The 21167-nt window shown below is 38.0% G+C and carries 22 protein-coding genes; 19 read left to right on the plus strand and 3 right to left on the minus strand.

Annotated elements, in window-relative coordinates:
• Positions 1-36 precede the first annotated feature (36 nt).
• Positions 37-1521 carry a SusD/RagB family nutrient-binding outer membrane lipoprotein gene (locus ACIQZ6_RS04325; protein ID WP_395808550.1) on the plus strand — a complete coding sequence of 495 codons (1485 nt, stop codon included), beginning with the start codon at positions 37-39 and terminating at the stop codon, positions 1519-1521.
• Positions 1522-1548: 27 nt separating this feature from the next.
• Positions 1549-3987 carry a bifunctional YncE family protein/alkaline phosphatase family protein gene (locus tag ACIQZ6_RS04330; protein ID WP_395808552.1) on the plus strand — a complete coding sequence of 813 codons (2439 nt, stop codon included), beginning with the start codon at positions 1549-1551 and terminating at the stop codon, positions 3985-3987.
• 103 nt (positions 3988-4090) lie between these two features.
• On the opposite strand, the gene ACIQZ6_RS04335 is transcribed toward ACIQZ6_RS04330, so the two are convergent.
• Both ACIQZ6_RS04335 and ACIQZ6_RS04340 read right to left on the minus strand, forming a co-directional pair.
• A complete protein-coding gene (locus tag ACIQZ6_RS04335; protein ID WP_395808554.1) occupies positions 4091-4498 on the minus strand; it encodes a Dabb family protein in 408 nt (135 codons plus the stop codon).
• 49 nt (positions 4499-4547) lie between these two features.
• Positions 4548-5960, minus strand: coding sequence for a sialate O-acetylesterase (locus ACIQZ6_RS04340; RefSeq protein ID WP_395808556.1), 1413 nt, complete (start codon positions 5958-5960; stop codon positions 4548-4550).
• A 224-nt stretch (positions 5961-6184) separates the two neighbouring features.
• Here ACIQZ6_RS04340 and ACIQZ6_RS04345 point away from each other — a divergent pair, with 224 nt between their 5' ends.
• Positions 6185-7066: an alkaline phosphatase gene (locus tag ACIQZ6_RS04345; RefSeq protein WP_395808558.1), complete on the plus strand. Its 882-nt coding sequence runs from the start codon at positions 6185-6187 to the stop codon at positions 7064-7066.
• Between the two features lie 40 nt (positions 7067-7106).
• Here ACIQZ6_RS04345 and ACIQZ6_RS04350 read toward each other — a convergent pair whose 3' ends face one another.
• On the minus strand, positions 7107-7817 hold the full coding sequence (locus tag ACIQZ6_RS04350) for a YqjF family protein (RefSeq protein WP_395808560.1): 711 nt from the start codon (positions 7815-7817) through the stop codon (positions 7107-7109).
• Positions 7818-8004: 187 nt separating this feature from the next.
• Between ACIQZ6_RS04350 and ACIQZ6_RS04355 the strand changes: the two genes are divergently transcribed.
• The 16 genes from ACIQZ6_RS04355 to ACIQZ6_RS04430 all read left to right on the plus strand — a co-directional run bounded on the left by ACIQZ6_RS04355 (position 8005) and on the right by ACIQZ6_RS04430 (position 21148).
• On the plus strand, positions 8005-8967 hold the full coding sequence (locus ACIQZ6_RS04355) for an acetamidase/formamidase family protein (RefSeq protein WP_395808562.1): 963 nt from the start codon (positions 8005-8007) through the stop codon (positions 8965-8967).
• Positions 8968-9187: 220 nt separating this feature from the next.
• Positions 9188-10285: a VIT1/CCC1 transporter family protein gene (locus tag ACIQZ6_RS04360; protein WP_395808564.1), complete on the plus strand. Its 1098-nt coding sequence runs from the start codon at positions 9188-9190 to the stop codon at positions 10283-10285.
• Between the two features lie 113 nt (positions 10286-10398).
• A complete protein-coding gene (locus tag ACIQZ6_RS04365) occupies positions 10399-11217 on the plus strand; it encodes a sulfite exporter TauE/SafE family protein (protein ID WP_395808565.1) in 819 nt (272 codons plus the stop codon).
• A 1-nt stretch (position 11218) separates the two neighbouring features.
• Positions 11219-11836, plus strand: coding sequence for a methyltransferase domain-containing protein (locus ACIQZ6_RS04370; protein WP_395808567.1), 618 nt, complete (start codon positions 11219-11221; stop codon positions 11834-11836).
• An 86-nt stretch (positions 11837-11922) separates the two neighbouring features.
• The gene (locus ACIQZ6_RS04375) at positions 11923-12570 is read left to right on the plus strand and encodes a peroxiredoxin (protein WP_395808569.1); all 648 of its coding nucleotides are present in this window, start codon (positions 11923-11925) and stop codon (positions 12568-12570) included.
• 30 nt (positions 12571-12600) lie between these two features.
• Positions 12601-13998, plus strand: a complete 1398-nt coding sequence (locus ACIQZ6_RS04380) for a rhodanese-like domain-containing protein (protein WP_395808571.1) — start codon at positions 12601-12603, stop codon at positions 13996-13998.
• A gap of 127 nt (positions 13999-14125) precedes the next feature.
• Positions 14126-15541, plus strand: a complete 1416-nt coding sequence (locus ACIQZ6_RS04385) for a rhodanese-like domain-containing protein (protein WP_395808573.1) — start codon at positions 14126-14128, stop codon at positions 15539-15541.
• A 105-nt stretch (positions 15542-15646) separates the two neighbouring features.
• Positions 15647-16879: an MFS transporter gene (locus ACIQZ6_RS04390; RefSeq protein WP_395808575.1), complete on the plus strand. Its 1233-nt coding sequence runs from the start codon at positions 15647-15649 to the stop codon at positions 16877-16879.
• A gap of 123 nt (positions 16880-17002) precedes the next feature.
• A complete protein-coding gene (locus ACIQZ6_RS04395; protein ID WP_395808577.1) occupies positions 17003-17239 on the plus strand; it encodes a hypothetical protein in 237 nt (78 codons plus the stop codon).
• Between the two features lie 24 nt (positions 17240-17263).
• A complete protein-coding gene (gene trxA, locus ACIQZ6_RS04400; protein WP_395808579.1) occupies positions 17264-17560 on the plus strand; it encodes a thioredoxin in 297 nt (98 codons plus the stop codon).
• 4 nt (positions 17561-17564) lie between these two features.
• Positions 17565-17879 carry a rhodanese-like domain-containing protein gene (locus ACIQZ6_RS04405; RefSeq protein ID WP_395808581.1) on the plus strand — a complete coding sequence of 105 codons (315 nt, stop codon included), beginning with the start codon at positions 17565-17567 and terminating at the stop codon, positions 17877-17879.
• A gap of 94 nt (positions 17880-17973) precedes the next feature.
• Complete coding sequence (locus tag ACIQZ6_RS04410) at positions 17974-18219, plus strand: rhodanese-like domain-containing protein (protein WP_395808583.1); 246 nt, start codon at positions 17974-17976, stop codon at positions 18217-18219.
• Between the two features lie 23 nt (positions 18220-18242).
• Entirely contained in the window at positions 18243-19076 is an 834-nt protein-coding gene (locus tag ACIQZ6_RS04415; RefSeq protein WP_395808585.1) for a universal stress protein, read from the plus strand.
• A gap of 3 nt (positions 19077-19079) precedes the next feature.
• Positions 19080-19637 (plus strand): YeeE/YedE family protein, encoded by a 558-nt coding sequence (locus ACIQZ6_RS04420; RefSeq protein ID WP_395808587.1) that lies wholly within the window; start codon positions 19080-19082, stop codon positions 19635-19637.
• 3 nt (positions 19638-19640) lie between these two features.
• On the plus strand, positions 19641-20054 hold the full coding sequence (locus ACIQZ6_RS04425; RefSeq protein WP_395808589.1) for a DUF6691 family protein: 414 nt from the start codon (positions 19641-19643) through the stop codon (positions 20052-20054).
• 11 nt (positions 20055-20065) lie between these two features.
• Entirely contained in the window at positions 20066-21148 is a 1083-nt protein-coding gene (locus ACIQZ6_RS04430; RefSeq protein ID WP_395808591.1) for a c-type cytochrome, read from the plus strand.
• Positions 21149-21167: the final 19 nt, after the last annotated feature.

A 21167-nucleotide genomic window follows, 5' to 3' on the forward strand; every position in this document is an offset into this window, starting at 1 on the left:
AATCAGATTTATTTATTAAGTATTAAATAAACAACAATGAAATTCTCATCAAAAATAGTTCTAACATTAGGTGTATTAATGATTTTGATCACATCCTGTACAGACAAATTCGAAGCACTAAATACTGATCCCAACCGACCAAAAGACGTAACTCCGGGTGTCTTGCTGGGCCAGATGCAGTATAGGATAATTATTAATAATGTAAGTGCATCAAGAAATTTTACAAATGAACTGATGCAGGTTGATGCTCCCCGATCAAGCACAAGTGGGCAAGGGTTACATCGTTATGTGGTACAACCAGGACAGGCGGTTTGGTCAGCTTATTATGATAGACTTACTGATATTCAAGACATTTACAATGTTTCTGAAAGGCTAAAAGAAAATAATTATAAGGCAATTGCCTTGGTTTACAAAAGTTGGGCTTACTCAATTTTAACGGATTTATATGGTGATATTCCTTATTCTCAGGCTATTAAAGCCCAGGAAGGGAACTTTTCGCCGGCATTTGATAAGCAGAAAGATATTTATATTCAAATACTAAAAGATCTAGAAACTGCCAATACGCTGTTTGATGATACCAAGGCACTTACCTACGGTGGTGATATGGTGTACAATGCTAATGTATTAACAGGCAGTAAGAATGTTGGTATTCAGCGCTGGAAAAAATTTGCAAACTCGCTTCGATTAAGGTTATTATTAAGAATTTCAAAACGTGATGGCGAAATCAGCGTAAATCAGCAGATCAATTCAATTCTGTCTGACCCAAGTACAAATCCTGTTTTTTCATCGAATGCGGATGATGCGATATTTAGATTCCCAGGTACATTTCCTTATTTCAATCCATATTATAATGCCAGGTTGTCTGATTGGAGTGCCGGCAACTATTACACCAAGTACTTTTTAACGAAATTGAATAGTTCTAGTGATCCTAGAAGAGCGATATGGATGAGTACTGTAACAGTAAGTGGAGCAAGTGTTTATCAAGGTATTGATAGCGGTTTTCCACCTAGTTTAGAATATATAGTAGGTAGAAATTCAAGTTATAATGATATCCTTAAAACCCTCCCACAATTAGGTATTATGATGACCTATGCGGAGGTTGAATTTATAAAAGCCGAGCTTGCATTGAAAGGATTTAATACAGGCAAAACACCAAAAGCACATTACGAGACTGGAATTACCTCATCTATTGTTCAGTGGGGGGCAACTATGCCTGCAAATTTCTTATCACAAAGTGAAATTTCATACAATGCAACGGCCTCAAAAGAAGCACAATTAGAGCAAATTATGCTGCAGAAATACTATGCTTTCTTCTTTGTGGATTATCAATCTTGGTTTGAAAAACGCAGAACAGGATATCCTGTATTGCCAAGAGGAACCGGTATACCGGCCGAGAATATATTCCCTTCACGTGTTCCTTATCCTACTTATTTGCAATCATTGAACCCCACTAATTTACAGCTGGCGGTTACTTCAATGGGTGGAGACAAGAGTACAATTAAAGTTTGGTGGGAAAAATAGTAAATTCAACATTTTAAATTCATCACTATGAAAAGAATATTGGTATTCGGATTTCTGTTTCTGGCCTTTACTGTAAATGCACAGAATTTAGCTTCTAAATTGGAGGCAAAAACAATACAATTGCCCAATGGTTGGTCATTATCTCCGGCAGGTAGGTCTTTAGAACTTGGAGATCTTCCATTGAATATTGCGGTCTCTAGGTCAGAGAAATTAATGGCTGTCAGTAATAACGGACAAAGTATTCAGACCATACAGTTAATCGATCCTAAATCTGAAACGGTATTAGACAAGGTTGAAATACCCAAGTCTTTTTATGGCTTAAAATTCAGTGCTGATGATAAATTTTTATATGCTTCTGGTGGAAATGATAATTGGATCCTTAAATATGAAATAGTTGGTTCCAAATTGCAAATCAGGGATACCATTAAACTAGGAGAACCATGGCCTGAGAAGATATCACCCGTAGGGATTGAAATTGATGATAAGGCAAACGTACTATATGTTGTGACCAAAGAAAACAATACGCTTTATGTTGTTGATTTAAAAAGCAATAAAATACTTTACAAGCAAAATATTGGTTTTGAAGGTTATACCTGCGTATTATCACCTGATGGGAATATGCTTTATATTTCTTTATGGGGAGGCAAGAAGGTGGCTTTATTTGACACCAAACTTCGTAAAATTACCAAGCATATTGATGTGTCTTTTAACCCGAATGAGCTGATTTTAACTCGGGATGGCAAAACATTATATGTTGCAAACTCACAAGATAATAGTGTCTCTGTAATTGATGTAAATGCTCAAAAAGTAACAGAAGTATTGGATGCGGCAATATATCCTAATTCGCCTATTGGTTCAACAACCAATGGATTGGCACTTTCAACTGATGAAAAAACGCTGTACATAGCGAATGCAGACAATAACTGTCTGGCAGTATTCAATGTAGGCTTGAAGGGTAAAAGTGTTTCTAAAGGCTTTATTCCGGTGGGTTGGTATCCCACCAATGTTCGGGTACTAAAAAATAAGATTTTTGTTAGTAATGGAAAGGGATTTTCGTCTTTTGCAAACCCTCTTGGCCCGCAGCCTGTCCGTAAAGATGTAAAATCTGAATCTCATAAGGGTGAATTGCCCCAGGCTAATAGCCGATTGCAATACATAGGTAGCCTGATGAAGGGAACAATGAGTATTATTGATGTTCCTTCAGTTACTGATCTGGAAGTTTACTCAAAGAGTGTTTATAAAAATACACCTTATAAAAAAGATAAGGAGCTAATCACTGATGGTGAAATGGGAAATCCAATCCCTAAGAAAGTAGGTGATCCTTCGCCCATTAAATATGTATTTTATGTGATCAAAGAGAATCGTACCTATGATCAGGTTTTTGGAGATATTAAGGAAGGCAATGGCGATTCAACGCTTACTCTTTTTGGCGAAAAATATACTCCAAATCAACATAAATTGGCAAAAGAGTTTGTGCTACTCGACAACTTTTATGTAGATGCCGAGGTTAGTGCTGATGGGCATAATTGGTCAATGGGAGCCTATGCAACTGATTTTCTTGAAAAAACCTGGCCTACTTCTTATGGTCGCCGAGGCGGACAAAATGATGGTTTAGGTCGACGAACGGTGGCCAATAATAAGGATGGTTTTATTTGGGATATGTGTAAAAGACAAGGGGTTTCTTTCAGAACCTATGGCGTTTTTGCTGATGGATCACAAGGTAATATCCCAGTTCTGGATGCTGAACATGTTAGCTCAACTTTTACCGGTTATTACGACCAGAAAGTGAAGGATGTTGATCGTTTTGAACAATGGAAAACTGATTTTGATGGTCTTATTGCCAAAAATGCAGTGCCTCAATTGAGTACAATACGTTTAGGTGCAGATCATACTCAGGGTTTGGGCGTAGGTAAGCCAACACCTTATGCCTGCGTGGCAGATAATGATGAGGCTGTTGGAAAATTAATAGAGCATATTAGTAACAGTTCTATTTGGGCGCAGTCGGCTATTTTTATATTGGAAGACGATGCTCAGAATGGCCCTGATCATGTGGATGCTCATCGTTCTATTGCTTTTGTAGTAAGCCCTTATACCAAACGAAAATACCTTGATAATACCATGTATTCAACTTCAGGGATGCTCAGAACAATGGAGCTGATTCTAGGATTGCCTCCTATGACTCAGTATGATGCTGCTGCAATGCCCATGTTTAGGAGTTTCACGAATATTCCAGACAATACTCCATTTAAATCTCTTCCTTCAAACGTAGACTTAAATGAAACAAATAAAATTGTTTCTAAATGGTCAAAAATATCGGATGGTTTTAATTTCGCTGAAGTTGATAAAAATGATGATCGTTTATTCAACGAAGTGCTTTGGAAAGGCCTTAAAGGTGATGATTCAGAAATGCCTGCACCAAGAAGGAGTGCATTTTTAAAACTTGAAAACAAAAAAATGGATAATTAATTTTTAATCAGGATTCAATTTTTATAAAAAAAGCTCCAAACATTACGTTTGGAGCTTTTTGTTTTAGAATGATTTTTGTTAATCTGTTTCTGCCAAATAAATTCTAGAGTAAAGCAGAATCATAAACTACTACCTTTTCCCAAAGATGACTGTAGTTCTTTGCAAATTCTTGGTGGATAGCATGCGTTTGATATACTGCCTGACCTTCAACATCATCAAAGTAAATAAGCTCTGAAACGCCCCAGCTACTGTCTATCACACTTCGCTTTTCAGTGTTTGCAACAATGCCGATATGTATCTCACGAACAGTTTCAATATTCTTTAATGTTTTGATCCCCTTGATCAGTTCCTGTCGGTCTTCTTCTGATCCAGTTCTCTTAAGCCAGAAATATACCTGATGGGCGATACCATATTTTTTAGATGTTGGAGCTAGTGTCATTGCGGTTGCAGCTGTGCCGGCTGTAAGTGCAGCGGCAGTACTTAAAAATTTTCTTCTAGTTGATTTGTTCATAGTATATAGCTTTAAATAAAGCTTAAAGAAATAATGTTTGAATGATCTTTTATTTTTTTATCGCGCTGGTATCCATTTCCCAGTTATCTGTTCTGAATAAATTGACCGGTAATCCTTCTTTATTAAATAAATTGGGTGTATCTGTATTGTTGAATGAAAAACGAACGGCTACAGGAGTCTTTATATTTTTATTAGATACGATCACACTGTTTCCTGCAATTTTTGCCTGTGCCGCAACAAATACTTTATCCTCACCTGCAATTTCAAAACTGCTGATCTTATCCCCTTTTACCATTAAACCATTTCCAGCATTTGAAAATTGAATTTTTATTTTATCTTTTTCAATGCTATGCGTGCTATAAACCGGACTTTGACAAGCAATGTCCGCAAATCCATAGGCGCTGTTCAATGCCAGATCTGATAAACGTTTAGCAACTTCAACTTTTAAAGTTGGATGAATATTGGTGGTGTCGGGCACCAGGTCTGAAACCACTACCATACCTGTATTTGGATGGCGGGCCGATTTGGTTTGTGTTTCCCGCAAAAGCGCTCCAACATTTTTAAAACCATAAGAGAAAGGTGCAATTTGTACAAAATAGAATGGAAAATTTTTATTCCATTGCTGACGCCATGCATCAATCATGCCTGTAAATAACTTCTCATACGCATAATATGTTCTGACATTGCTTTCTCCTTGATACCAGATGGCTCCGGCAATAGAGTAGTTTGTAATGGGGTAGATCATGGCATTATAGGCTAGTGCTGTTTTATGCGGCCAGCCTTGCGAAGTACTTAATTGCTCTGAACCCTTTTTAATAATTTTGTCGTTTTCAATCACATATTCTGGTGCCCAGGTTTCGGCAGGAGTACCTCCCCAATTTGAATTGATCAGGCCAATTGGGATATTCATTTTTTGATTTAAATTTTTACCAAAAAAATACCCGATAGCACTAAACTTAATCATTTCTTCAGGAGCACAAACAACCCATTGCCCATCTACGTTTTCTTGCGGAAAGGCTGAAGTTGATTTAGAAACATAAAACAAACGAATCTTATTATTAGTAGCATTCGGTGCTTCATCTTTACTTTCTTGTAGGTTTTGTGTACCCGACCATTCCATATTACTTTGTCCGCCACATACCCATACCTCTCCAATCAATACATCTTCTAATACGATCGTATTATTTCCTTGTAATGTGATTGAATACGATCCGCCAGCAGCTGGGGTTTTAATTTCTGTTATCCATTTGGCATCATTTGTAGCCTGGGCTTGATAGGTTGAATTATCCCATCCTACCGTAATGCTTATCTTCTCACCCGGTGCTGCCCAGCCCCATAACTTAACCGTTGATTTTTGCTGTAAAACCATGTGAGATCCAAGGATATTTGGAAGTCGCACATTTGCCGTTCCTGATAGGGCAATGAAGCAAGCCAGCATCAGTAATAAAAATTGTTTTTTCATGAATCTTCTTGTTTTTTCTTGATCAAACTAATTAGAGTTTCCTCCTTTAATAGTATATGAATTAATTTAAATATAAATGTTTTAACCGATTATTGAATTATTGATTCTTATTTCTAGTATTGATACTCGTTTTAATGTTTTGCCCATGCTCTAAAATCAATTAAGAATTTCCTGTTTTGAAAGATAATGCTGATTTTGGATTAAATATTATTAAAGAAATATCCATGAAGAAATTTATTAAGTTCTTGTTCTTTTTATTCCTGATTTGCACTGCATCTACACAGGTTTTTTCTCAGAAAATTAAGCATGTGATTTTAATCGGCTCGGATGGCTTTGGTGCCTACGCCTTTGAAAATGCTAAAGTACCTAATTTGAGGGCCATGATGAAGGAAGGCTCTTGGTCACTTCAGGCTAGAACTGTGCTCCCTTCTTCCAGTGCAGCAAACTGGGCTTCGATGGTAATGGGTGCTGGCCCAGAGCTTCATGGTTATACCACCTGGGGCAGTAAAAAACCTGATATGCCTGCAAGAGTGTTAGATGAGTATGGAATGTTTCCGAGTGTATATTCTCTGCTTCGTAAAGCAAAACCCGATAGCGAGATCGGAGTTATTTATGAGTGGGATGGTATAGGATATTTGTTTCCTAAAGCTGCAGTTAATAAAGATCAGAATGCTGATGGCGATATTGCCGTAACCCAAGCTGCTTCTACTTATATCAAAGAAAAAAAACCAAATTTCCTCTTTGTTCATTTACATGATGTGGATAGCGTTGGACATAAAATTGGACATGGAACGCCCGAATATTATGCAGCCATTGAGCGTACCGATACCCACATCGGTACACTCTTAAAAAGTATTGAAGATGCCGGAATTGCCGAAAGCACGGTCGTATTATTTACTGCAGATCATGGGGGTATCGATAAAGGTCATGGGCTCATCACGATGAATGAAATGCAAATTCCTTGGATTATTAAAGGCCCCGGAATTATCAAAAATCAGGAATTATCGCAAAGCATCATGACTTTTGATACGGCAGCCACTATGGCTGATTTATTGAAGTTAAAAACACCTCAGGTTTGGATAGGAAGGCCAGTAAAATTGTTTTAAAAAAGTAATTTGATTGCCAACACTGATTTTGCAAGCTTAATTAAATCGCATTCCGTTTCCATTTTACTGAAACATTTGAGCCCTCAGCAAGTATGACATTATCAGGCTGCTGTGCATTTAAAAATGCAAAATCTGGGCCATACATTTGTTCAAAGTCACAATTAATGCTGTAATCGATAACCTGATTGATTTTCCAGCTTGGATGGTTAATCCCATACTCGAGTGTTTTGTGCTCATTTACGCGCGTATATCCAAAATAATGTTCAAATATGAAGGCCTCTACGCTACCAGTTTTCATTGAATTACTTTTGGATTGGGCATTCACCTGAATAGTATTCCAATTATTATCCTTGTTCCAGGAATAATTAATTTTTTTTGAAGACTCAGTCAATTCCCAATCATGCTTTGTTTTTACAGCAGTATAGTGCTCTTTATACAGGTAATTTGCCATCCAAGCTACTGCTACATAGGGGACGGTTTCATTGATAAAAACCACTCCTCTTTTAAGAGTATCTCCATCCTTTCTTATCACATAAAACCTCAGATTTATTTCTTCAAAAGAGCCCAAATAAGGAATAGGCACGTTAAAAATCTTGGTTTTATTGAACATAAAACCCACTAAACTTACATAGCATTTGCCTTCAAAACTGTCTAGCTCAACTCCTTTTGGCAAGTATGGAATCAATATAGTTGGATCTACAGCATAATTGGCCATGATCAGATTTTCCCATTTTGCTTCCAGAAAATTCATACAATGATTTTTGTGTCTAAGCTATTGAAAAATCAGTATTAATACCATTTTAGGGTTTTAAAAATTCATTTTTTGACTTGTTTTTTATGAGCTTTTGAATTAGTTTATTCTTTAAAAAATCTTTTAAGGAATACCTTTCTGAAATCTCCTGATTTTCTCTTAATTTAAGGCGATCTAATTCTAAAAAATGAAGAAAATTTTGCGTGAGCAAGCTACGAAGTTTGCATTTGATCATTCTGATAAACCCTTGTTAAGGGTAGTTACAGGTGAGCATATTGAAATTGAAACCTGGGATGCAGGAATTGGATTTTTTAAAAGTGAGGCAGATAAGGCTATTCCTGCCAATCGACCTGGGTTTGACCGTACACCACCATTGGTAAACCCAATTGCCGGCCCTATTTTTATTGAAGGGCTTGATCGTGGGGATACACTGATTGTAAATATTCATGAAATTGAGGTAGAAAATACCTCATGGATAGCGGTTGGTCCAAAACGCGGGCCATTGGGTGAATCATCTCGATGGCCTGAACTTTCTTCAGAATATCATACCAAAATATTTAAGCATACACCTGGCGCAAGTGGAACTACCAAAGATGGCACACTTCATTTTAACGATAAAATCTCTTGGCCAATAACGCCGTTCATAGGCACTTTAGGTGTTGCTCCAGACAGAGATGTATGCAATAGTTTGGATGGTCAGGGTGACTGGGGTGGTAATCTGGATATTCGTGATTTTAAGCCTGGAAATAAAGTCTTTTTACCCGTTTATCATGAAGGCGGATTATTTTATCTGGGCGATGTTCATGCCAGCCAGGGGGATACCGAAATCACTGGTACAGCAGCCGAAACCCAGGCAAGGGTTCGATTATCTTTTGATGTGATCAAGGGTAGCAGACCACCAGGAATACGAATAGAAACCCCTGATTCAATCATCACTATACATGCATATCGTCCGCTAGAAGATGCAGTTCATCAGGCAACTGTTTTTATGATGGAATGGTTGATCAATTCGTTTGGCTTTACCCCAACAGATGCTTATTGCTTTGTAAGTACCTGCCCAGATTTCAGAATCAATATTTATCAAATGTGTAAAATTGGAAAGCTAAATTATGTTGCAGGCGCAGAAATCCCTAAGCGATATTTAGGATAGACCAAGATGAAATAAATTTGTTTTTGATTTAAAAATCTGCTTCAAACTGATACCTTTTATTTTACAAAATCTCTTTTCATTATCCTGTCATTTTCATTTTTTTGGTTGCGTTAAAACTACTCGTAAAAGAATATTTCATAGGTAATTACATGGCTTTGCTAGTATATTTTAATTAAATTGCCCCTATTACTCGTATAATTCTCTGTAAACCCTTTCATGTATGATCACTTTAAAAAATATACAAACAGAGGTGGATACTGGCTTTCTGTATAAGATCCTTGCAGAAAATGAAAAAGACCCGAATGTTGCCAAAGTTTTCATAGAAATGAGTGCCATTGAGCACGATCATGCATTAGCTTTTATGGCAAAAAACAATTTGGATCTGTCGCAACTTCCATTGCCTTCAGGCAGGGCTAGAATTCTTAAACTAATTGGTAAAATTTTTGGTTATGATTATATTTTGGGGGTACTGCTGGATACCGAAAAAAGTATATCCTCTTCAATTATTCATGCAAGACAACAAACTAAAACGACAAGTTCAATTTCTGATACTGCTCATGTTACTATTCTAAAGAATATTTTAAATAATCATACTGAAATATCAGGTTCAAACTTGGCCAGGTTTGAAAAAAGACATCGCTCTGTTGGTGGAAATGCATTACGGGCAGCGGTGCTTGGTGGAAACGATGGCTTAGTATCAAATTTCAGTCTGGTAATGGGTATTGCTGGCGCCACAAGCGGGCAAAGTGAGGTATTACTTACCGGGCTTGCAGGTCTTTTAGCGGGAGCACTTTCAATGGCTCTTGGCGAATGGATTTCTGTAAAAAGCTCACAGGAACTCTATGAAAACCAGATGCAGCTGGAAATGGAAGAATTGGAAACCAACCCAGAGGGTGAAGAACAAGAACTTTCATTAATATACATGACTAAAGGTATACCTGAAGCTCAGGCTAGGGCAATGGCAAGTGAGATCATGACCAACAAAGACCATGCCCATGAAATACTGATCAAAGAGGAACTGGGTATTAACCCTGAAGATTTAAAAGGCTCTGCTATGGAAGCAGCAATCACCTCGTTCATACTATTCGCTATCGGAGCAATTATTCCGGTTATTCCATTTTTCTTTTTGAGTGGAATAGCTGCTGTATTATTTAGTGCATTGCTTAGTGCTGTAGGTTTATTTCTAATTGGTGCAGCTATTACGCTATTTACCGGAAAAACGATCTGGTACTCAGGGGCTAGGCAGGTATTTTTTGGCCTAACAGCAGCAGCTATAACTTATGGAATTGGAACTTTGATTGGTGTTTCGCTTGGATAAAATCCTTTTTCCTGTAATTTTAGCTCAATCTTTTTTTATGATTTATAAGTGTAACTTTTGTAACAATAATTCCTTTTTGCTTGTGAGATCTTTGTAGGGAGATAAAAAACATTATGGAAATATTAGGTTACATTCTTGCGGTAGTGGTTGGTGTTTCACTTGGGCTGATTGGTAGTGGTGGTTCCATTCTTACTGTACCAATCCTGGTTTACATAATGGGAGTTAATCCGATATTGGCAACAGCCTATTCATTATTTATTGTAGGATCTACTGCTTTAGTGGGCGGTGTGCAAAGTGCATTACAAAAAAGAGCCGACTTTAAAACCGTCTTCATCTTTGGAATTCCTTCCATTGCTGCCGTATATATCACTCGAATGTGGCTGGTACCATTGATTCCTGCTGAATTATTTTCAATAGGCTCTCTGGTCATCACCAAATCGATTGGTATTATGGTGCTTTTTGCTATCGTGATGATATTAGCCTCTGTGAGTATGATCAGGCCTGGAATAGAAACTGATGAAAATGAAGATAAACCCCTGCATTACAATTATCCTCTGATCTTATTAGAAGGTTCTGTTGTTGGCTTGCTTACCGGTTTAGTTGGTGCAGGTGGTGGATTTCTTATAATTCCTGCTCTCGTTATTTTAGCACGTATGCCTATGAAGCTTGCCGTAGGAACGTCTCTTTTTATTATTGCTGCAAAATCTCTGATTGGATTTATAGGCGATCTGCAGGGTGCTCAGGTTATTGACTGGAAGTTATTGGGAACCTTTACCGGTCTTGCAGGCATAGGAATTTTCATTGGAATATACCTTTCCAAAAAGATCAGTGGTGATAAACTTAAAAAATCATTCGGCTGGTTTGTATTGATAATGGGTATTTATATTTTCGTCAAAGAGCTGTTCTTCCCTTCTTCAGGCGGAGGTCATTAATATGGAAAACGATCAAAATTTTGAAGAAAGATCTTCAAAGGTCCTAGGTCAGAGTTTTTGGAATGATCAATATATTGCCAATACAACCGGCTGGGATCTGGGTCAGGTTTCGCCACCACTGAAGGAATATACTGATCAGCTCCTAGATAAAGATCTCAGGATACTTATTCCGGGATGCGGCAATTCCTATGAGGCAGAATATCTTCTTAAAATGGGTTTCACAAATATAAGCCTGATCGATATAGCCCCTGATCTGGTGGAAAGATTGAAATCGAAATTTAAATCCGATCCGCACATCAAAATTATTTTAGGTGATTTTTTTAGTCACGAAGGTGAATACGATCTGATTTTGGAGCAAACATTTTTTTGTGCGCTGGATCCTGTTTTGCGAAAAAGCTATGTTGGGCAGATGAAGAAACTGTTGAAAAATGGAGGCAAACTCGCAGGATTATTGTTTGTTAAAGAGTTTGAGAAAGCTGGTCCGCCTTTCGGTGGGTCAAAACAAGAATACGAGTTACTGTTTGGAAATGATTTTGAATTGAAGGTAGTTGAGTCATGCTATAACTCCTTTGATAAAAGAGCAGGAACTGAAATGTTTGTTGTTTTAGTTAAGAAATGATCAATAATGAATGCTTCCAATTGTAACCTTTGTTACCGAGCTGCTGAAATAAAGTTCTGATTTTTGTATAACAAAATTAAAATAATATGGAAAATTTATCTACGAATGCAATGCCTAGAATTGGTGACTTAGCTCCTGATTTTGAAGCTGTTACCACCACTGGTAATTTGAAATTTTCAGAATATAATAAAGGTAGTTGGGTAGTATTTTTTTCGCATCCGGCAGATTTTACTCCTGTTTGTACAACAGAGATGAGCGGTTTTGCATTGGAAAAAGATTTTTTTGCTGCGCATAATACAAAGCTTATTGGTTTAAGTATAGATAGTATTCATGCTCATATTGCATGGGTTAATGCGGTAAATGAAAAAACTGGAGTATTATTTGAATTTCCGATTGTTGCAGATATTGACATGAGCGTCTCAAAGCTCTATGGTATGCTTCAGCCTGGTGAAAGTGAAACTGCAGCTGTCAGAGCAGTTTTTATTATGGATCCGATTGGAAAAGTAAGATTGATCATGTACTATCCTTTAAATGTTGGAAGGAATATGGAGGAAATAAAGAGAACTCTGCTTGCTCTTCAAGTTTCTGATGAGTACAAAGTAGCAATGCCATTAAATTGGCAACCCGGTGATAAAGTAATTGTGCCTGCACCAAAAACGATTGAAGCTCTTGCTGAGAGAAAAAGCAGCAATCTTGAAATGGTTGATTGGTACCTTGCTAAAAAATCACTTTAATAGATTATTTAAATATTAAAACTAAAAATTATGTTTTTTCAACACATTTATGATAAGAGCCTTGCACAGGCAAGTTACTTTATCGGTTGTCAGAAGGCCGGAGTAGCGGCAGTTATAGATCCGAAGCGTGATGTGGATACTTATATTGAGATCGCTAAGGCAAATAATATGAAGATCACTCATATCTTCGAAACTCATATTCACGCTGATTTTCTGGCAGGTTCTCGTGAGCTGGCAAAATTAACAGGAGCAGAAATGTATTTATCTGATGAAGGCGGATCGGGATGGGAGTATGAGTTTGACCATCATGGTCTAAAAGATGGAGATGTTGTAGCAATTGGAAACCTGACAATGGAGGTTTTGCATACTCCTGGTCATACTCCGGAAAGTATAAGTTTTCTGTTAACGGATAATCCTGCTACCAAGGAACCAGTGATGCTCTTTACAGGCGATTTCGTCTTTGTAGGGGATATTGGCCGTCCTGATCTGTTAGAAAAAGCAGCAGGCATGGTCGGAACTATGGACGCAGGAGCAAAGCAAATGTATCAGTCGATCAATAGATTCTCATCGCTTCCCGATTACATTCAGGTTTGGCCGGGACATGGTGCAGGATCTGCATGTGGCAAGGCATTAGGGGCAGTTCCTAGTACAACCGTTGGGTATGAGAAAGTAAGAAACTGGGCTTTCCATTATGAGAATGACGAAAAAGGCTTTGTTCAATATCTGCTAGCCGATCAGCCGGAGCCACCAAAGTATTTTGCAATGATGAAAAAACTGAATAAGGTTGATCGTCCCTTGCTAACTGAAGTGCCGGCACTGAAAAAATTAAGTGCTGCCGAGCTGAAAGATGCAATGGCCAAAGGTATGAAAGTACTGGATGCAAGAGATAAAGTTGACTTTGCTGCAGGATTTATTCCCGGCACAATGAATATTCAGGGAAATAATTCCTTCGCTACCTGGGCAGGATGGTTTTTGAAATATGATGAACAGTTCATCATCCTGTCTGATGAATCTCAACTGGACGATCTGACAAGAAAACTAATGCGAATTGGACTAGACAATATCTACGGCTATGTTCCTTCAACCTCTGTTTGGACAGAAGCTGGTGGTGAACTGGAAAAAGCAAATGTGATCTCTATGGAAGAGGCTAAAAAGCTGATGAAAGAAGATGTTCAGATTGTTGATCTCAGGGGAGTTTCAGAGTATAATTCAGGACATATTGCCAATGCCGACAATGTATTTGTTGGTACCCTGCCTCAAAATTTGGATAAAATAAGTAAAGATAAAAAAGTGCTTATCCACTGCCAGGGCGGTGACAGAGCAGCTATTGCCTATTCAATCCTGGTAAAAAATGGTTTCAATAATATTGCCAATTATTCTGGCGGTATTAATGAGTGGGTCAATAAAGGTGAACCATTAGTATCATAAAATAGTTGTTTTCATTTGTTGTGTTAAAAGGCCGTCAAAATTGATTTTGACGGCCTTTTAATTTGCAACAAATGTTACAAACTTAGGATGGAAAAATGCCGATTTTTGTAGTGTTAAATTTATAAATATGAATATAGAACAGATTTATACCGGATGTTTGGCACAAGGTGCATATTACATCACCAGCAATGGCGAAGCTGCCATAATAGACCCTCTTCGTGAAGTTGAGCCATATTTGAGCAGACTCAGCAAAGATGGGGTTAAATTAAAATATATTTTTGAAACGCATTTCCATGCAGATTTTGTCAGCGGCCATGTAGATCTTAGTAAAGAAACCGGTGCCCCGATCGTTTACGGTCCGAATGCTGCCTGTGAATTTGATTGCATTTCTGCAGTTGATGGTCAGGAGTTTAAAATCGGCGACATAACTATCAAGGTTTTGCATACTCCCGGTCATACCATGGAAAGTACCACCTTTTTATTGAAGGATGAAAATGGTAAAGACTATTGTATTTTTAGTGGCGACACCCTATTTTTAGGTGATGTTGGTCGCCCTGACCTGGCTCAGAAAGCGGCGCATATGACACAAGATGAGCTTGCCGGCTTGCTTTATGATAGCCTAATGAATAAGATCATGCCATTATCTGATGATGTGATTGTTTATCCTGCTCATGGTGCCGGAAGTGCTTGTGGTAAAAATATGATGAAAGAAACAGTTGATACTTTGGGAAATCAAAAGCGCGTGAACTATGCTTTGAATCAGCCAGATAGAGAATCATTCATTAAAGCAGTTACAGAGGGCTTACTCCCGCCACCAGCATATTTTGGATTAAACGTAGCCATGAACAAAAAGGGATATGAAAGTTTTGAAACTGTACTAAGTCAGGGAATGAAAGCGTTAAGTGCTGATGAATTTGAACTTGCAGCTGAATCAACCGATGCCCTGATCCTAGATACCCGAGATAACACACTATTTTATCGCGGTTTTATTCCTCAATCTATAAACATTGGCTTAACTGGCGATTTTGCGCCATGGGTTGGCGCTCTTATTGTAGATGTAAAACAGCCAATACTCTTGGTAACAGATGAAGGTAACGAAGAAGAAACGGTTACCCGTTTAAGCCGTGTTGGATTTGATCATGTTATTGGTCATTTGAAAGGTGGTTTTAAGGCTTGGCTGGATGCAGGAAAAGAGGCCGATATTGTAGATCGTATTACTGCAGAGCAGTTTGCCAATGAAGTAAAGATTGGTTCAGATAAAGTTGTTGATGTGAGAAGGGAAAGTGAATATGCCGCTGAGCATGTTGAAGATGCCTATAACAGACCTCTGGCCTATATTAATGACTGGATCAAAGATGTTAACCCTAAAGAGCACTTCTTTTTACATTGTGCCGGTGGTTACAGAAGCATGATGGCGGCATCGATTCTTCAAGCTCGCGGGTTCAGAAACTTTACTGAAATAGCAGGAGGCTTTGGAGCAATAAGCAGTACAGCTATTCCAAAAACAGACTTTATCTGTCAAAGTAAAATCATGCATTCATAATTACGGCCCCTACATTTATACCTATATACTACAAAATAAGGGAGGCCATAAGCCTCCCTTATTTGTTCAGGATACCTTGATTTTTAATTCTTAAATTAGAGTGCTATGCAAGGCTTAGAAAAAAACAAATATCAATTTGCGCTACTTGTGTTGGTCAATGCATTTGTAGGGGCTATGCTTGGTTTAGAAAGATCCATTATGCCTGGCTTTGGAATGCTCGAGTTCGGGCTAAGTGCCAATGCAGCCTTGATGTCTTTTATTATTGCTTTTGGGATAAGTAAATCTCTAAGTAATTATGCCGTTGCTCAACTTTCTAAAAAGTTTACTCGTAAAACCATTCTGATCATCGGCTGGATTGCAGCTCTTCCTGTTCCATTTTTATTGATGTATGCACCAAGCTGGAATTGGGTCATAGCAGCCAATATTTTACTTGGAATTAATCAGGGTCTTGCCTGGAGCTCTACAGTGATCATGAAAATAGATCTTGTAGGTTCAAAGAGCAGAGGATTAGCGATGGGCATCAATGAGTTTGCTGGCTATCTTTCAGTAGGGCTTGCAGCCTGGCTGGCAAGCTCAATTGCAGCTGTTTATGGATATGCCTTTTTTCCGTTTATTCCGGGAGTCCTGTTTGCATTTGCAGGATTATTGATCAGTATGTTTCTGGTGAAAGACACCACTCATTTTGTGCATGCCGAAAGTTTAACTAGTAAGCTGCCAATCTTTCAAAATGTTTGGAAAGAAACAAGCTGGAAACATAGAAACCTGGGTTCAGTAAGCTTAAATGGTTTGGTAAATAATCTCAATGATGGGGTAGTCTGGGGACTGCTTCCAATGTTATTGATACAAAGAGGGTTTGGAATTACACAGATCGGAATTATTGCTGCAATTTACCCCGCAGTTTGGGGTATTTCACAATTATTCACTGGAAAAATGGGTGATACTCATTGTAAAAAACAAATAATTACTGCAGGAATGCTTTTACAGGCACTGGCAATTTTAATGGTAGCTATTGCGTCTGCTTTGCCATTATTGATTCTTGCTTCTATGCTTTTAGGATTTGGAACCGCCTTGGTCTATCCTAACTTTCTTTCAGTTATCGCCGAAAGTACCCACCCGAAGCAAAGGGCTGAAAGCCTGAGCATATTTAGACTTTGGAGAGATAGCGGCTATGTATTTGGAGCACTTTTGAGTGGGGTATTGGCAGATGCCTTTGGGATAACTTATTCCTTATTCATAGTTTCTGGAATTACAGCAACCGCTGGTATTATTGCAAATAAACGAATGTGCTGTACTGCAAAAACATTTTGGAAAAGTGACTATTGTTTACCCGCTTATTAAGATATTTCGAAGGGTCAATTAATATCTAAATTACGTATCCTGCCGTTTGTAACCTTTGTTACTCAGAAACGAAATCCAAGCCTTTACTTTTGTATTGTAATTTAATCAACAGGAGGATTTAGCATGAAAGATTTATTAACAAACAATTGGACTATTATTCGGTTTCTTCGTTTGGGAATTGGTTTGGCAATTATTGTTCAGGCAATTGTAGCCGCTGATCTATTATTTGGTTTAGCAGGTTTACTATTTACAGGAATGGCTGTGTTTAATGCAAGCTGCTGCGGATCAGGAGCCTGTGCAACAACTCCTCGCGTAAACAAAACCGGATCAAAGGATGTTTCCTACGAAGAGGTAGTTTAATAGTATTACCATAAAACCAGAAAGATGACCTTCAATGAATTGATACAATCTGACAAGCCAGTGCTTGTAGATTTTTTTGCAGAATGGTGCGGCCCCTGTAAAGTTATGGCCCCTATATTAAAAGAAGTAAAACAAGAGATTGGTGATGCGGCCAGTATCTTAAAAGTTGATGTCGATAAAAATCCACAAGCAGCTGCCGCATATCAGGTACAAGGTGTTCCAACTTTGATTCTTTTCAAAGAAGGTAAGGTACTTTGGAGGCAAAGTGGCGTGGTGCCCAAAAATGGGTTAGTTGGTGTGATTAAGAAATGCTCAATTTAAACTTATGATAAACTTTTTTAAAAGATTATTTGGCACCGAAGCCAAACCAGATTTGAAATTACTTATTGATGAAGGTGCTTATTTGGTTGATGTAAGAACGCCTCAGGAGTATGCACAGTCTAAGGTAAAAGGTTCTGTAAATATTCCATTGGATAGCCTATCCAGTCAATTAGCAAAATTCAAAGACAGGAAGCATATTATTGTGTTTTGCCGTAGTGGAAATAGAAGTTCTCAGGCTAAATCAATTCTTGACAGAAATGGATTTTCGAATGTTGTAAATGGTGGAACCTCAGATAATGTAAAGCAATTTGTAAAATAAATTCTAAGTATAAATAACTAAATTTATGAGTTCATACTGCATGCTATTAAGCTTGTTTCTGAGCTTATAATTCTCAAAAGCAATTTAAAGTGTTATGAAAACAATTATTGTAGATGTAAGAACACCAGATGAATACGATATGGATGGTCATGCCAAATGCAGCGTGAATTATCCACTGGATAGAATCGAAAATTATGTAGATACTCTGCGTGATTTTGATCAAATCGTATTGGTTTGCAGAAGCGGAAACCGTGCTAATATTGCAAAAAGTATTTTGGCTCAGCATGGTCTCACTAATGTCGAGAACAAGGGTGAGTGGCAAAATATTCATTGCAATTAAGTTAAATCAGATAATTTATAAATATGGAAAGCCTAAAAATTCTTATCCCTACTGATTTTTCTGTTCAGGCCGAATTTGCCTACCTAATGGTGAAGAAACTGGAAGAAAAAACTTCCATTGACATTCACTTTCTGCACGTATTAAATGTTCCGGATACAGTTTCAATGGATTCAAGAGGTGACATTCAAACCTGTGGTGAAATTGATGTGAACTTCGTGGTTAAACAGAAAGAAATTGCAGAAAGAAAATTGGAGAATCTGAAAGTTCTTTACGGGAATCACATTAACGTTCACCTGGTTTTGGGGAAAACAACGGATGCTATTTTGGATTTCTCAAATTCTCATGGCTTTGATTTAATTGTGATGGGAACCAAGGGCGCAAGTGGGATTAAGGAAATTCTTTCTGGCTCAGAGGCCCAGATAATTGCGCGCAGATCTAAAATTCCTCTATTATCATTAATGTGTGACCGTTCAGACCTTCAGATCCAGAATGTGCTGCTTGTGCATAATTTCAGTAATCCTAAAAAGGAGGGAATGGGATTGATGCATAAACTGATTAAAGCATTCAATACCAAAGTTCACTTTCTGCAGATAACTTCTGGAAAGGTTGAATCTGAATTAGGAAAGGTTGAATCAGACATGAAGCATTTTGCTGAGCTTAATGGCATAGTTAATTATGAATGCCATTTAATCAATGATAAAGATGTTGAGAATGGTGTTGTTCATTATAACCAAATCAATAATATGGACATTATCTGTATCGGCACCCATGGTAAGGGGAGCCTGTTCCATCAAAGTGCTACCGAGAAGCTTATTAACCATCTTTTTAAACCGATTATTTCATTTCACTTAAATTAAAATATGATTGAATTGCTAACACAGCCCTGGTCCTGGTGGTTTTCGGGGGCGATGATCGCTGCGATAATGTTCTTCCTTTTATTTTTTGGGCAGTCATTCGGGTTTTCGTCCAATCTTAGAACAATATGCTCAGCCGCAGGTTTGGGTAAAACGAATAAATTTTTTGACTTCAACTGGAAAAGCCAAATGTGGAATCTGGTTTTTCTTATGGGAGCTATTTTAGGAGGCTTTTTAACTAAACAATTTCTTTCTACAGATGCGCCGGTACAGATTGCACAATCAACAATTGAAGATCTATCCAGGCTTGGTATCGGAGCGCCAGAATCGTTACAGCCAGCAGAAATTTTTGGCTTAGAGGCCATGCTCTCCTTAAAAGGGTTTATGATCCTTGCCTTTGGAGGCCTTATGGTTGGTTTTGGTTCCCGTTATGCCGGTGGTTGTACCTCTGGGCATGCGATTAGTGGTTTGTCTGATCTACAAATACCGTCATTGATAGCCGTAATAGGCTTTTTTGCTGGTGGATTGATTATGACATTTTTAATTTTGCCTTTAATTTTTTAATCGATGAAATTTATAAAATTCCTTTTACTGGGTATAGTTTTTGGCATTGTAATGACCAAATCTGAAGCTGTTTCATGGTTTAGAATTCAGGAAATGTTTCGTTTTCAGGCCTTTCACATGTATGGAATTATTGGGACAGCCGTTACATTGGGAGTAAGTGGTGTTGCTTTAATAAAGAAGTTCAAAATACGCGATTATCAGGGTAACCCAATCGTGTTTAGTCCGAAAGACAGATCAGTAAGTAGATACCTTTTAGGAGGTAGTATATTCGGACTTGGCTGGGCTTTAAGTGGCGCTTGCCCCGGACCAATGGTAGTAAATGTGGGTTATGGATACTGGGCAATGGCAATTGTTTTCTTTTTCGCTCTTGTTGGGACTTATCTGTACGGTGTTTTAAAGAATAAATTACCTCATTAAAATTTCAAGCGATGTCTGAGAAGCAGGATGACAAAAATATACTGAACGATTTATTTTCAGTTATCAATAAACTGATCCTAGTGATGGTATTATTGATTTTTGTTATGATCGCCATTCCGATAGGGTATTATATTAGCAATCTGCCTAAAAAGCCGAAAGTGGTTTTGGATGATATGCCTACCGTTATTGCTGAAGTAAAAAAGCTTGTTCTTGAATATTGGACTGCTCCTGATGTAAATACTATTTCCGATGCAGCAGAAAAAGAAACTGTTGAATATGGCAGGGAGCTAATCGCTCATACCTCTAAATATCTGGGTCCAAATGGTTCTGTCATGCAGATCAGTAATGGTATGAATTGCCAGAATTGTCACCTGCAAGCGGGAACGGCAATTTTTGGTAATAATTATGGTTCTGTAGCGTCTATGTACCCTAAGTTTAGAGCCAGAAGTGGTGGAATTGAAAATATTCAAAAGCGCGTTAATGATTGCTTTGAAAGAAGCCTGAATGGTTCTGCACTAGATACCAATTCAAAGGAAATGAAGTCGATCGTTGCTTATATCAACTTTTTGGGAACCAATGTGAAGAAGGGTGAAAAAGCCGCAGGATCCGGGTTTAAGGATCTGGCTTATCTCGACAGGGCTGCTGATCCCGACAAAGGTAAAGCGGTTTACACGCTTAAATGTGTAAGCTGCCATCAGGCTAATGGTTCAGGTTTGTTGAATCCCGAAAAGTCTGAATATACTTTTCCTCCTTTATGGGGAAATAACAGTTATAATGATGGAGCCGGGCTGTATCGTGTTAGCAATTTTGCTAAATATGTGAAATACAATATGCCAATCGGTGTAACGCATGAAAATCCTCAGTTGAGCGATGAAGAAGCTTGGGACATTGCTGCCTATGTAAATTCTCAGGCCCGTCCGCATATTAATGTGCCAAAAGACTGGCCAGATAAGTCTAAAAAACCGGTTGATCATCCTTTTGGACCTTATGCAGACAATTTTACTGAAAAACAGCACAAGTACGGGCCATATAAGCCTATTTCAGAGGAACAAAAGAAACGCGAAGCTGCCGCTGCTGCTCAAAAAAAAATATAGGGTCAATTTCTTAAATTAA

It is taken from the genome of Daejeonella sp. (assembly GCF_044348475.1).
Taxonomy (GTDB): domain Bacteria; phylum Bacteroidota; class Bacteroidia; order Sphingobacteriales; family Sphingobacteriaceae; genus Daejeonella.

Bases quoted from the DNA above. Each gene is read 5' to 3' on its own strand.
- ACIQZ6_RS04390 (WP_395808575.1), top strand. From the start codon at position 15,647: ATGCAAGGCTTAGAAAAAAACAAATATCAATTTGCGCTACTTGTGTTG.
- ACIQZ6_RS04380 (WP_395808571.1), top strand. From the start codon at position 12,601: ATGTTTTTTCAACACATTTATGATAAGAGCCTTGCACAGGCAAGTTAC.
- ACIQZ6_RS04425 (WP_395808589.1), top strand. From the start codon at position 19,641: ATGAAATTTATAAAATTCCTTTTACTGGGTATAGTTTTTGGCATTGTA.
- ACIQZ6_RS04345 (WP_395808558.1), top strand. From the start codon at position 6,185: ATGAAGAAATTTATTAAGTTCTTGTTCTTTTTATTCCTGATTTGCACT.
- ACIQZ6_RS04410 (WP_395808583.1), top strand. From the start codon at position 17,974: ATGAAAACAATTATTGTAGATGTAAGAACACCAGATGAATACGATATG.
- ACIQZ6_RS04335 (WP_395808554.1), bottom strand. From the start codon at position 4,498: ATGAACAAATCAACTAGAAGAAAATTTTTAAGTACTGCCGCTGCACTT.
- ACIQZ6_RS04385 (WP_395808573.1), top strand. From the start codon at position 14,126: ATGAATATAGAACAGATTTATACCGGATGTTTGGCACAAGGTGCATAT.
- ACIQZ6_RS04340 (WP_395808556.1), bottom strand. From the start codon at position 5,960: ATGAAAAAACAATTTTTATTACTGATGCTGGCTTGCTTCATTGCCCTA.
- ACIQZ6_RS04370 (WP_395808567.1), top strand. From the start codon at position 11,219: ATGGAAAACGATCAAAATTTTGAAGAAAGATCTTCAAAGGTCCTAGGT.
- ACIQZ6_RS04330 (WP_395808552.1), top strand. From the start codon at position 1,549: ATGAAAAGAATATTGGTATTCGGATTTCTGTTTCTGGCCTTTACTGTA.
- ACIQZ6_RS04405 (WP_395808581.1), top strand. From the start codon at position 17,565: ATGATAAACTTTTTTAAAAGATTATTTGGCACCGAAGCCAAACCAGAT.
- ACIQZ6_RS04325 (WP_395808550.1), top strand. From the start codon at position 37: ATGAAATTCTCATCAAAAATAGTTCTAACATTAGGTGTATTAATGATT.
- ACIQZ6_RS04415 (WP_395808585.1), top strand. From the start codon at position 18,243: ATGGAAAGCCTAAAAATTCTTATCCCTACTGATTTTTCTGTTCAGGCC.
- ACIQZ6_RS04355 (WP_395808562.1), top strand. From the start codon at position 8,005: ATGAAGAAAATTTTGCGTGAGCAAGCTACGAAGTTTGCATTTGATCAT.
- ACIQZ6_RS04430 (WP_395808591.1), top strand. From the start codon at position 20,066: ATGTCTGAGAAGCAGGATGACAAAAATATACTGAACGATTTATTTTCA.
- ACIQZ6_RS04360 (WP_395808564.1), top strand. From the start codon at position 9,188: ATGATCACTTTAAAAAATATACAAACAGAGGTGGATACTGGCTTTCTG.
- ACIQZ6_RS04350 (WP_395808560.1), bottom strand. From the start codon at position 7,817: ATGAATTTTCTGGAAGCAAAATGGGAAAATCTGATCATGGCCAATTAT.
- ACIQZ6_RS04395 (WP_395808577.1), top strand. From the start codon at position 17,003: ATGAAAGATTTATTAACAAACAATTGGACTATTATTCGGTTTCTTCGT.
- ACIQZ6_RS04375 (WP_395808569.1), top strand. From the start codon at position 11,923: ATGGAAAATTTATCTACGAATGCAATGCCTAGAATTGGTGACTTAGCT.
- ACIQZ6_RS04420 (WP_395808587.1), top strand. From the start codon at position 19,080: ATGATTGAATTGCTAACACAGCCCTGGTCCTGGTGGTTTTCGGGGGCG.
- trxA (WP_395808579.1), top strand. From the start codon at position 17,264: ATGACCTTCAATGAATTGATACAATCTGACAAGCCAGTGCTTGTAGAT.
- ACIQZ6_RS04365 (WP_395808565.1), top strand. From the start codon at position 10,399: ATGGAAATATTAGGTTACATTCTTGCGGTAGTGGTTGGTGTTTCACTT.